Annotated in this window: 6 protein-coding genes; 1 reads left to right on the top strand and 5 read right to left on the bottom strand. The window is 72.0% G+C overall.

Features of this window, described 5'->3' with window-relative positions:
- Positions 1-43: 43 nt before the first annotated feature.
- From ACFVUT_RS34210 to ACFVUT_RS34225, 4 genes are all read right to left on the bottom strand, one after another.
- Positions 44-1,666: a succinic semialdehyde dehydrogenase gene (locus ACFVUT_RS34210; RefSeq protein WP_389659208.1), complete on the bottom strand. Its 1,623-nt coding sequence runs from the start codon at positions 1,664-1,666 to the stop codon at positions 44-46.
- 227 nt (positions 1,667-1,893) lie between these two features.
- Positions 1,894-3,555 carry a serine/threonine-protein kinase gene (locus ACFVUT_RS34215; RefSeq protein WP_389659211.1) on the bottom strand — a complete coding sequence of 554 codons (1,662 nt, stop codon included), beginning with the start codon at positions 3,553-3,555 and terminating at the stop codon, positions 1,894-1,896.
- A gap of 129 nt (positions 3,556-3,684) precedes the next feature.
- Positions 3,685-6,735, bottom strand: coding sequence for a serine/threonine protein kinase (locus ACFVUT_RS34220; RefSeq protein ID WP_389659214.1), 3,051 nt, complete (start codon positions 6,733-6,735; stop codon positions 3,685-3,687).
- A 182-nt stretch (positions 6,736-6,917) separates the two neighbouring features.
- Complete coding sequence (locus ACFVUT_RS34225) at positions 6,918-8,927, bottom strand: serine/threonine-protein kinase (RefSeq protein WP_389659217.1); 2,010 nt, start codon at positions 8,925-8,927, stop codon at positions 6,918-6,920.
- Positions 8,928-9,046: 119 nt separating this feature from the next.
- On the opposite strand from ACFVUT_RS34225, the gene ACFVUT_RS34230 reads away from it, so the two are divergent.
- Positions 9,047-10,126, top strand: a complete 1,080-nt coding sequence (locus ACFVUT_RS34230; RefSeq protein WP_389659220.1) for a serine hydrolase domain-containing protein — start codon at positions 9,047-9,049, stop codon at positions 10,124-10,126.
- 50 nt (positions 10,127-10,176) lie between these two features.
- Here ACFVUT_RS34230 and ACFVUT_RS34235 read toward each other — a convergent pair whose 3' ends face one another.
- Positions 10,177-11,883, bottom strand: a complete 1,707-nt coding sequence (locus ACFVUT_RS34235; RefSeq protein ID WP_389659223.1) for a glycerol-3-phosphate dehydrogenase/oxidase — start codon at positions 11,881-11,883, stop codon at positions 10,177-10,179.
- Positions 11,884-12,194: the final 311 nt, after the last annotated feature.

Below are 12,194 nucleotides of genomic sequence, written 5' to 3' on the forward strand. Positions count from 1 at the left end.
CCTCGGTGCGAAAAGGGCGGAACGTGCTGCGGTGTGACGGGGTTCAGCGCAGCCGGAACGCCTTCATCGCCTTCAGGCTGCGGGTCATGAATGCCGCGTACTTCTCGTCGTCCATACCGAAGGACGGGGCGAGCGGAATCAGCCGCTGCTGGGCGACGGTCTGCGCCTCGGTGTACTTCAGGATGCCCTCGGAGCCGTGCCGCCGGCCGAGACCGGAGTCCTTCATGCCGCCCATCGGGGACTGCACGCTGCCGTACGCGGGGGCGTACCCCTCGTTGATGTTGACCGTGCCGGTCCGCAGCCGGGCGGCGACCTGGTGGCCGCGCCCGGCGTCCTTGGTCCAGACGCTCGAATTCAGGCCGTACGGGGTGCCGTTGGCGAGGGCGACGACCTCGTCCTCGTCGGTGAAGCGGTAGATGGAGACGACCGGACCGAACGTCTCCTCGTTGCAGACGGCCATCGGCGCCTCGACGCCGTCGAGGATGGTCGGCTCGTAGAAGAGCGGGCCGATGTCGGGGCGGGCGACACCTCCCGCGACGAGCTCGGCACCCTTCTCGACGGCCTCGGCGACGTGCCGGGTGACGGTCTCCAGCTGGCGCTCGCCGACCAGGGAACCCATGTCGGCTCCGTAGGCGAGGGAGTTGCCGAGCCGCATCGCCTTCGTACGGGCGGCGAAGCGGGCCACGAAGTCGTCGGCGATCGACTCGTGGACGTACAGCCGCTCGATGGAGATGCAGAGCTGGCCGGCCGAGGAGAAGCAGGCGCGGACGGCCCCCGCGGCGGCCTTCTCCACGTCGGCGTCCCTGAGGACCAGCATGGCGTTCTTGCCGCCGAGCTCCAGCGAGACCCCGACGAGCCGGGCCGCCGCGCCCTGCGCGACCTCACGGCCGGTACGGGTGGATCCCGTGAACGAGACATAGTCGGCGTGCTTGACCAGCTCGGGGCCGACGACGGGGCCGTCACCGAGGACCACCTGGAACACGTCGGCGGGCAGCCCGGCCTCGATCAGCAGGTCACGGGCCCACAGCGCGGTCAGCGCGGTCTCCGTGTCCGGCTTCATCACGACGGCGTTGCCGGAGACGAACGCGGGCAGTGCGTCGCCCACGGACAGCTCCAACGGGTAGTTCCACGGCGCGATCTGACCGATGACGCCACGCGGCTGGCGCAGCTCGGTGACCTTGGTGAGGGTCGGTACGACGCCGGTGTGCCGCTTCGGCTTCAGATACGCGCCGGCCCTGCGCCCGTAGTGGCGGGCCGCGACGGCGACGGCCTGCACCTCCTCGTGGGCGTGCAGCCGGGCCTTGCCGGTCTCCAGCTGAATGAGGTCGAGCACCTCGGCCTGGCGGCTGAGCACGAGGTCGTGGAAGCGGAGCAGGACGGCGGCCCTGGCGCGGACGGGAGTCGCGGCCCAGGACGGCTGGGCGGCGCGGGCCCGCTCGAAGGCGGTCGCCACGTCCTCGGGGGTGGACTCGGGCAGATCGGCCAGCTTCTCCCCGGTGAAGGGGGTGTGGTTGGCCGTACGGCCGGAACCGATCACCCCACGCGTCAGCTGGGCGATCACCTCGGGCGTCACCACATCGGCGGCGGTGCGCACGCCCGCGGGGGCGGGGGCCACGGGGTTGGTGCCGGCTGCGGCGGTGGACGTGGAGGCCTGCGAGTCCGTCATGAGGGCGAGAGTACGTCCAGCCGCACGCTTTGGGTACCCGTGAGTAACGGGTTTTCACAGTCCCCACAAACAAGCCAGTGATCACTGGCAACAAAGCCCCTGATCAGGAGCCCTGCGGTCACCGAAGGGCTCCTGAGTCGAACCGGAAGCGGCACGGAAGCGGCACGGAAGCGGCACGGGAGCGGCACGGAAGCGGGACGGGAGCCGCACGGAAGCGGCACGGACGGTCAGCTCTCGGGTGCGCGCCATCCGCGCAGCATCGTGTCGAACTGCTCCCGAGTGGTGTCCCAGTCCGCAGCCGGACCCGTCATGTACAACGCGTATTCGGGGCCGCCCGTTTCCCCGTAGTACATCTGGTCGATCGCATGGCGCGGGCCCGGATGGTCCTTGGTCTCGTTCCAGGTGAACTCCCAGAGCGAGCCCTCCCGATCACGGTACGTGTTGGAGTGCAGGGTCTTGCGCTCGTAGCTGGGCAGCCGTTCGATGAACAGCTTTTCCAGGTTCAGCATGTGCATGTAGGAGTTCTCGAAGTCGGGCGCCGGGTCGATGCCGATCCGGATGTAGTGCACCCCGTTGTCCGGGGTGTAGTCGATCTGGTTGCCGTCCGCCCGGCGCACCCAGCCGTCGGGCACGATCAGGCTGAAGCCCTCGGGGTCGTTCACCCGGTGCCAGCCCTCGGGCACGCCCTGCGCCGGGGTACTGGGCGTCGGCGAAGGCGAAGGTTCGGGACTCTCCCGCTTCTCGGTCGTGTGCGTACCCGTACCGCCGCGCCCGGCGGTGCTGTCCCCGCCGTCCCCGAGCTTCATCGCGGCGAGCCCCGCGCCGCCACCGACCAGCGCAGCCGCGGCGATGACCAGGACGACCGTGCGCCACCGGGACCGGCCGCGCCGGGTCACCGGGGACGGCACCGGGCCGGCGGCGAAACCGTCGGCCGGGTGCGGCAGCCGGGCCGTCCCCGCCGCGTCCGCGCCGGGAGTGCCGTCCGGGCCCAGCGTGCGCAGCACCTCTTCGGGGACGCGCTGCGTCGGTACGAACGCCTGCGCGGCCCGGGGCGCGCGGCCCTCCATGGCGTCCAGCAGCATCCGCTCCGCCTCCGCCGCCGTGGGCCGGCCGTCGGGGTCCTTGCGCAGCAGCGCGGTGATCACGGGGGCCAGCGCACCCGCCCGGCCCGGCGGCGGCGGTTCCTCGGTGACGACGGCCTGCATGGTGGAGATCGGGGACGTACGGCGGAACGGGGAGCGCCCCTCGACCGCGGTGTAGAGCGTGGCGCCGAGGGACCACAGGTCGGACGCGGGACCGGGATCACCGCCGCGTACCCGTTCGGGCGCCAGATAGTCGATGGACCCGACCAGTTCACCGGTCCTGGTGATGGTGGAGTCACCCTCTATGGCCGCGATCCCGAAGTCGGTGAGCAGCACCTGGCCGTCGCCGGCGAGGAGGACGTTGCCGGGCTTCACATCCCGGTGCAGGACCCCCGCACCGTGTGCGGCACGCAGGGCGCCCAGCACATGGAGGCCGATCCTGGCGGCCTCGCGCGGCTCGACCTCGCCGGACTCCTTGACCGAGTCGGCGAGCGACGGACCGTCGACGTACTGCATGACGATCCAGGGCCGGTTGTCGTACTCGATCACGTCGTGGACGGTGACCACGCCCGGGTGCGTGATCCGGGCAGCCGCGCGCGCCTCCTTCTGCGTGCGGGCGTGCAGCACGATCCGGTCGGCCTCGGCGACGTACAGTCCCGCCGTCAACTCCTTGACCGCGACGATGCGGTGCAGCACCTCGTCGTGCGCGCGCCAGACCTTGCCCATGCCGCCACGCCCGAGGACTTCGCCGAGTCGGTACCGCCCGGCCAGTATCAGCCCCGCCTGCGTTCCCTGTGATCGATCCACGTATCCCAGCCCCGTTTCCTCGGAGGCCAGATTACGGAGGCGACGCAGGCCACGGAACCTCGCAACCCCCAAGAGACCGCACTGTGATGCTTGTCGCCCCACCACAGTCGAGGCGCCGTGCGCCACCCTTCAGGACGTCACGCGATAAGAAATGATGGCTTGTTCATAGATGTCCGAAACCTTGTCGCGCCGGTCCTCGGGGCCGGTGACCTGGAGGATGTGGTAGCGGCCGTCGACAATCATCACGAGGTTCCGGGCGTACACCTCACGCCCGTTGGCGTCCTGCCAGGTGAACTGGCCTTCTGCCATGGCCTGTCGGCCGACGTCGATCCGGCGCAGCCCGCTCGACCCCGACCAGCTCGAATCGCGGAACGGCTGCAACTCCAGCTCCTTGTCGGCCTGGTACACCAGCGGGTCGTTGCCGTTGGCCTTGACGGTGTCGCGTCCGGGAACGATCAACAGGCTGAAGCCGTCGCTGCCGTAACGGATCTGACGGTCGGCGTTGGCGGGGCTGCGCTGCCACCCCTTGAGCACACCGACCTCGAAACCCTCGGAGTCCTTGCGCAGGGTGTAACCGGGGGCGAGCGCGACGGCGGAGCGGCTGGTCTGCGGCTGCTGCGCGCCGGGCGACTGCGAGGGCGACTGCCCGTCGGACGCTCCCGCTCCGGGATCGGGCGATCCGGCGGGCGACGACGCCGGGCCCGGGGAGCGGGTGGAGTCGCTGCCGCCCTTGGGCATGAACATCACGGCGTACGCGACGGCCGCGGCCAGGGCCAGCAGGATCAGCAGCAGAAGCAGCCGCCCCAGCCGCCGCGGCGCGTGCCCCCGGCCCTGCTGGGAGGGGGGCGCCGGGGTGCGCAGCACCTTGGGGCCCTTGGGTTCGCGCGGTGCCTTGGGCGCCCGTTCCGCCCGGGGCCGGTCGTGACGGTCGGTCCTCTCCTTGGTGTGGCGGTGGCGGCCCTGGCCCCGGCGCCTGCGGACCAGCTCGCCCCGGCGGCGTACGACGGGGAGCCGGGTGCTGTCGGGGGACGGCAGCGGTACGACGTCCAGACCGGCCTCGGGCTCGGGCGCCGACCGTACGAGGGAACGCAGCCAGCCCTGCAGCTCCTCGAAGTCCGGCCGCTCGGTCGGGTCCTGACGCAGCAGCGACTCGACGACCGGACGCAGCGGACCGCACTCCTCGGCGAAGGCGGGCGGCTCCCCGCACACCATCTGGACGAGTTCGGCGGCGTTCTCCTCGGGGTACGGGGCATGGCCCTGGACCGCACGGTAGAGCAGCGCGCCCAGCGCCCAGAGGTCGGTGGCGGGGCCGATGGGCGGCGCCAGCTGCCAGTTCTCGTGGACGGGTCCGCCCTGCTCGGGCGCCCAGCGCTCGGTGACCGCGCCGACGACCGCGATCCGGGTCTGCCGGGCCCGCTCGGCGGCGAGAGGGGTGGCCGGGCCGCGATAGACGGCGTCCGTACGGCCGCTCGCGACGATCTCGTCCCAGCGGCTCGGCGCGTGCTGCGGCGTGTGCTGCGGCTCGGGGAGGTGCGCGGGCAGTGCCGGGGAGCTGCCGTGGCGGCGGGCATCGGCGCGCAGGGCATCCTCGCCCGAGCCTCCGGCGGGGACGGGTCGTCCGGCACCGGGGCCGTCGCTCCAGGTGCCGGTGAGGTGCAGCCGCCGGGGGGCCGGCGGCGGACCGTCATCCCCTGAGCCGTCGTCATCCCCGTCGTCGTCGACATCGTCATAGGGGGCATCGCCGTAGAGGGCTTCGCCGTGGGAGGTGTCGCCGTAGGGGGCTTCGTCGTAGGAGGTGTCGCCGTAGGGGGCTTCCTCGTAGGAGGCTTCGTCGTACGGGGCCTCAAGGGACGGCGCGGCGCCGTACGGATCCTTGGCGTACGGATCCTTGGTGTACGGGCTCTTGGCGTACGGGTCCTCGGGGGCCGGCGCGGCTGGGTACGCGGCGTCGTCGTACGGCGCGGCGTCGTGCGGAGTCTCTGCGGGCCGGATCCGGGGAGCGGCCGGCTGGGGGTGGTCGTGGTCCGAGTCCGGGTCGGACGGCCGCGCGGGGTGCGGGACCGGCAGGCTGCCGGAGACCTCGTCGTCGGCCGCCCCGGCCCGGCGCCGGTCCTCGCCGATGCGGGCGGCGGCGCGGGCGCCCTCGCGGTAGGCGGCGATGGCTCCGGCGCGCTCGGCCCGCGACTGCGCGGCGCTGCCCTCCGGACGCGTGGGTGCCGGGAGCGCGGGGTTCACCGGTCGGCGTACAGCCTCCAGCTCGCCGGGAGCACCGCCGCGGGGAGCGTCGGCGTACCCGTCGCTGTGGTGCGCACCGTCGCCGTGCGGGTCGTCGCCGTGCGGGTCACCGGTCGGCCGACCCGTCTCGATCGCCGCAGGACCGCGTGAGGGCGGCACCTCGGCCGGTGGGGCGGGCGGGGGCGGAGGGAGGGGTGTCGCCGACGATGCGTACGGCTCGGCCGGTCCCGTCCCGTACCCCGGGCGTGCACCGTACCCGTCGTCATAGCCACCGTCATGGCCGTTGTCATGGCCGTTGTCATGGCCGTCGCCGTAGTCGCCGTCGCCGTAGTCGCCGTCGTAGTCGTCGTCGGGCTGAGGCGTCGGCACGTACCCGCAAAGTGCCTCCTCCGCCGCCCCCGCCGCCAGACCGGTCAGCACGACGCGGCCGTCGTCGCAGACCAGCACCGTGCGGACGGTGATGTTGCGGTGGGTCCACCCATGGGCGTGCAGCACCCGCAGCGCCGTCAGCACGTCGGAGCCGATCTCGGCGGCCCGGAAGGGATTGAGCGGGCGCTCCGCGAGCAGGGCCGCGAGCGGGCGGGCCAGGACGAGTTCGCTCACGATCCAGAGCGAGCCGGCCTCGGCGAACACGTCGAAGACCTGGTCGAGCCGAGGATGGTCGGGCACCTGGGCCGCCGCCTGGGCCGCCTCGATGGCACGCCGGACCGCCGGGTCCGTGGACCTCCGCACGGCGCGCCCGGTCACCCGCCGCGCCGCCGGTGCCGGACCCTCCCCGTCGACCACCTCGGCGTCCACCACCTCGGGCAGCGGCACCTGCCGGACGAGGACTTCCTGCCCGCTGTAGGTGTCGAACGCACGGGTCTCGACCAGTTCGTACGCATCGGACGGCGGCAGCGGAAGGCGGTAGCGGTCGGCAAGCACCCGACCCGCGTAGTCGTCCACGACGCCTCCCCAGAGCGCGCTGTCCCCCGGCCAAGCAGACCGCACATGCCCGTCAATTACGGTCACTTACCGTGTAATTGACCGGCCGTTCCGGCTGCGTACGGTCTTCAGGCTCTCACGATACGTGGCACGCGACGACCGTGCGGCAGGGTCGTCGCATCCCGGCCCATTTCACCCGGGGATCAGTCGATGGGCGCGAACGTGTCGAACGCGGTCTTGCGCAGCGTCCGGCACTCCTCGCCGTCCCACTCGCTCGCCTTGCAGCTGATCATGATCGCGTAGCCGTGGGTGGCATCGACCTTGAAGCCACGGTTCAGCACCCGGATGCGCTGCCCCTGCTGGGTGCGCTCGAACCGCCAGTCGGCGACGGTCGGGTAGCCCTTGTACTGGACCGTGTCCACGCCGAGGTGGTGATAGCCGTTGCTGCTGGCCGCGACGGCGCCTCTGGCCGCGTTCCACGCGGCGGCGGCATCGCCTCCGGGAGAATCGGTGTAGTCGACCTGGACGCGCGGGAAGCCCCCGTCGTCGTTGAAGATGCCGCCGGAATTGCTACCGGCCGTGCCGTTGCGCCGGAAGCTCTCGGGCATCGCCATCGTGAAGTGGAACTGCTTGTTCTTGACGGTCTTGTATCCGGCGGGCAGCGCGTCGGGGTCCTGGCCGCCGTCCTTCGAACCGTCGGACCCCTTGTCCGCGTCGTCCTGGCCCTGTCCCTGATCCTTGCCCTGATCGCCGCCCTGGTCCTGGGCGTTGTCACCGCTGCCGCCGGTGCTGCCGGTGCCGCCGTCGGTGTCCGGGGAGCTGCCGGCCGTCGAGGCTCCGGCCGACGCGGACGTGTCACCCTTGCCCTTGCCTCCGCCAGCCTCGTCCTTGCCGCCCGAGTCGAGCGTGAGGGCGAGGACCGTACCGATCACGGCGAGCACGATCACGGCCGCGATGATCGCCAGGGTGCGGCGCGGCACCACATCGGTGAGCGAGGCGCGGGGCGGGGTGGTCGGCGACGTGGCGGGACGCGGCGGCGGTACGGCGGCGGAGACAGCGGCCGGCTTCACCGGAGTCGAGGGCCGGGCAGGGACCGGGGAACCCGCCGCAGGAGTGGCCGCCGGGGGTGTCGCGGGAGGAGGCGGCACGGTGGTCGACGCCGCGGCCGCCGGTGCCGTCTTCGCGGGTGCCGGCTTCGCGTTCCGGACGGAACGCAGCGCACCGCGCAGCCGGTCCCGGGCCCCCTCGCCGGACGCTCCGGCCTTCGACGCCGTCCGGGGATCGGACGCGGTGGTCTGTCCGGGCAGGGCCATGATCTGCGTGGCGTCGGCGGGCGGGGGCACCACCGGGTCCGGCTTCTCGGGGGCGTGGATCACGTCGTCGAGCAGGGTGCGGGCACCGGCGTCGTCGAGCCGCTGCTCGGGGTCCTTGGCCAGCAGGCCGTAGATGACCTCCTCCAGAGGACCGGCGTTCCTCGGCGGGCCGAGCGGCTCGGTCATCACGGCGGTCAGGGTGGCGATGGCCGAGCCCTTGTCGTACGGCGGGGTGCCCTCGACGCTGGCGTACAGCAGTCCGCCGAGCGACCACAGGTCTGCGGGCGGGCCCGGCTTGTGCCCGCGGGCGCGCTCCGGGGAGATGTACGAGGGCGCGCCGACGAGCATGCCGGTCGAGGTGACCGACGGGTCGCCCTCGACCTGCGCGATGCCGAAGTCGGTCAGCACGACCCGGCCGTCTTCCGCGATCAGTACGTTGGACGGCTTCACATCGCGGTGCAGGATGCCCTCGCGGTGCGCCGATCTGAGCACGTCGAGGATGGCGAGGCCGACCTCTGCGGCGCGCTTCGGCGTCAGCACCCCGTCCTCACGGATGGCTTCGGCGAGGGACTTGCCCTCGATGAGTTCCATCACGATCCAGGGCCGGTCGTCCTCGTCGACCACGTCGTAGACCGTCACCGCGCCGTTGTTGCGGATCCTGGCGATCGCCTTCGCCTCACGCAGCGTGCGCGTGATGAGCCGGCGCTTCTCTTCGTCGTCGATGGCCGAGGGGAACCGCAGCTCCTTGACCGCGACCGTGCGGCCCAGCGTCTCGTCGACGGCACGCCAGACCGTGCCCATACCGCCCCGGCCGAGCACCTCCCCGAGCCGGTAGCGCCCCGCAAGGAGACGTCCGTCCTTGTCCCGTTGGGGCTCCCGTGCCTGCTCCGCCTCCGACATGCGTCCCCTCTGCGATCAACCCGCCCTGGCAGAGCGTTCATTGTCCCTCACCCCGGCACCGGCCATGGTGCCGGGTCCACAGGCCGTCATGATGTGGCCGGAGAAAGGGAGTCCCCGCCATGCCGACACTCAGGGTGCTGCTCGCCATCCCGCTGCTGGCTGCGCTGCTGTGCCTGGGAACAGCGAACCTGCCCAGCGAACCACACCTGATGCCCGCTGCCGCCTATCTTCCCCGGCTCGTCGCCGGAGGCGGTGCTCCCACGGCGGCGCTCCTGGCCCGTCGTGCCTCCTCGGCACCGTACGACACCTATCGCTCGACGGGCCCCGGAATTCGCCGGACGGACCGGTTCCGGGCCGGCAGCATCACCAAGACGTTCGTCGCGACGGTCGTGCTCCAACTCGTCGGGGAGCGGCGGCTGCACCTGTCGGACCCCGTCGACCGGCTGCTGCCGGGGCTGATCCGGGGCAACGGCAACGACGGCCGCCGCATCACCCTGCGCGCCCTGCTCAGCCACACCAGCGGGCTCTACGACTACACCGACGACACCTCCGCCCGTCCCGTGTCCGCCACCGGCGCCGTGCAGGTCGCGCTGTCCCACCGTCCGACGAACGCCCCTGGCGGTTACGCCTACTCCAACACGAACTACATCGTTCTCGGACTTGTCGTACAACGCGTCACCGGCAACGACTACGCCACCGAGATCCGCCGCCGCGTCATCACCCCCCTCGGCCTCACCGGTACCTCGCTGCCCGGCGCCCGTACCTCCCTGCCCGACCCGCACGGCCGCGGTTACACCCGCGACCCGGCCGACGGCAGCCTCCACGACGTCACCGCGCTCGACCCGCGCACGGCGGGCGCGGCCGGCGAACTGATCTCCACGCTCACCGATCTGAACCGCTTCTACGCCGCCCTGCTGAGTGGGGGCCTCCTGCCTCCCGCACAGCTGGCTGCCCTGCTGAACACCGATGCCACGCACGGCGTCTACGGCCTGGGCATCTATCCGCAGAAGCTCTCCTGCGGCATCACCGTCTGGGGCCACAACGGCCGCATAGCGGGCAGCCAGGTCCGCACCGCCTCCACCCGCGACGGCCGGCACACCCTGACGTACCGCGTCGACACGGACACCCTGACCGATGCGACGGCGCACGAACGGGCACTGCTGGACGCGGAGTTCTGCGCTCGCGCGACCCGCACCTGAGAGCCCGGGGCGTGCCGGCGGACCTTTCCGGCAGGCCCCCGGCCGCGTCTCTAGAGCGGCACGATGTCCGGGGCGCCGAGCCGCGCCGCGTCCGCCGTGAGGTCGTCCGGCTGCCGCTGCGACTCCCGCTCCGCCTGCACCCGCTTCTCGTAGTGCTCGACCTCCCGGTCGACCTGCCCCGGATCCCAGCCCAGGACCGGCGCCATCAGCTGGGCGCAGACCCGGGCGCTGAGCGTGCCCCGGTCGAAGGTCTCTATGGAGATGCGGGTCCGGCGGGTCAGTACGTCGTCGAGGTGGCGTGCCCCCTCGTGCGACGCGGCGTAGACGATCTCGGCCTTCAGATAGTCGTCCGCCGACGGCAGGGGTTCACCGAGCGCGGGATCGGCGGCGATCAGGTCGAGAAGCTCCTCCGTCATGGAGCCGTAGCGGTTGAGCAGGTGCTCCACCCGGGCGACATGGAGCCCCGTGCGGGCCGCGATTCTCGCCCGGGCGTTCCACAGCGCCCGGTATCCCTCCGCCCCGAGCAGCGGAACGTCCTCGGTGACGCACTCCGCCACCCGCTGGTCGAGGCCGTGCACCGCCTCGTCCACGGCGTCCTTCGCCATCACCCGGTAGGTGGTGTACTTGCCGCCTGCCACGACCACCAGGCCCGGCAGCGGGTGCGCCACCGTGTGTTCGCGCGAGAGTTTGCTGGTCGCGTCCGACTCACCGGCCAGCAGCGGCCGCAGCCCGGCGTAGACGCCCTCCACGTCATCTCTGGTCAGGGGCGTGGCCAGGACCGAGTTGACATGTTCGAGCAGGTAGTCGATGTCGGCGCTGGACGCCGCCGGGTGTGCCTTGTCCAGGTCCCAGTCGGTGTCCGTCGTGCCGATGATCCAGTGCCGCCCCCACGGGATGACGAAGAGGACGGACTTCTCGGTCCGCAGGATCAGGCCGGTCGAGGAGTGGATGCGGTCCTTCGGAACGACCAGGTGGATGCCCTTGGACGCGCGGACGTGGAACAGCCCCCGCTCCCCGATCAGCGCCTGGGTGTCATCCGTCCAGACCCCGGTCGCGTTGACCACCTGTTTGGCCCTGACCTCGTACGCCCCGCCCGCCTCGACATCCTCCACACGCGCGCCGACGACCCGCTCACCCTCCCGGAGGAAGCCGGTCACCCGTGCCCGGTTCGCCACGTGGGCGCCGTAACCGGCGGCGGTGCGCACCAGGGTCGCCACATAGCGGGCGTCGTCCATCTGCGCGTCGTAATACTGCAACGCCCCGACCAGGGCGTCCTTCCTCAGTGCGGGGGCGACCCGCAGGGCACGACGGTGGGAGAGGTGCCGGTGGACGGGCAGGCCGCGGCCGTGCCCCGAGGACACCGACATCGCGTCGTAGAGCGCCACCCCGGTGCCGGCGTAGAGCCGCTCCCAGCCCTTGTGCTGCAACGGATAGAGGAACGGCACGGGCTTCACCAGATGGGGGGCGAGCCGCCCCAGGAGCAGCCCGCGCTCCTTCAGCGCCTCCCGGACGAGCGCGAAATCAAGCATCTCCAGGTAGCGCAGCCCGCCGTGAATCAGCTTGCTCGATCTGCTCGATGTGCCCGAGGCCCAGTCGCGCGCCTCGACGAGGCCGGTCGAGAGCCCTCGTGTCGCGGCGTCCAGCGCCGTACCGGCGCCGACCACGCCCGCGCCCACCACCAGCACGTCCAGTTCGCGCTCGGCCATCGCGGCGAGTGCCTCGGCACGCTCCGCAGGTCCCAGTGTCGCCGTCCTCACTGCTGCCTCCCGGGTCGATCGGGGTGATCCGGCACGCGGCGCGACCCGACCGAGCGGTCGGACGCCCCGTGCCCACCTCTCGATTCTGGCCGCCGTCCATCACTTCGGCCACCGCCTGTGGACAACACCAGGTGGACCGAGACCACACAATGCGACATATAGGTCATATTTACGCCTAGTGTGACATTGCGCTGTCCACAGCGGTTGCGCTTTCTGCTCTCATGGTCTTGGACCGGCCGGGGGGCGGGGGGGGGGGCCCCCCCGCCCCCCGCCCGCCCCCCGGGAGGTCGGCCCACCACAAGCCCCCCAAC

This window comes from Streptomyces sp. NPDC058051, from assembly GCF_042885475.1.
Classification (GTDB): Bacteria; Actinomycetota; Actinomycetes; order Streptomycetales; family Streptomycetaceae; genus Streptomyces.

Excerpts from the sequence above, each read along its gene's own strand:
- ACFVUT_RS34210 (WP_389659208.1), bottom strand. The coding sequence starts at position 1,666 with ATGACGGACTCGCAGGCCTCCACGTCCACCGCCGCAGCCGGCACCAAC.
- ACFVUT_RS34225 (WP_389659217.1), bottom strand. The coding sequence starts at position 8,927 with ATGTCGGAGGCGGAGCAGGCACGGGAGCCCCAACGGGACAAGGACGGA.
- ACFVUT_RS34230 (WP_389659220.1), top strand. The coding sequence starts at position 9,047 with ATGCCGACACTCAGGGTGCTGCTCGCCATCCCGCTGCTGGCTGCGCTG.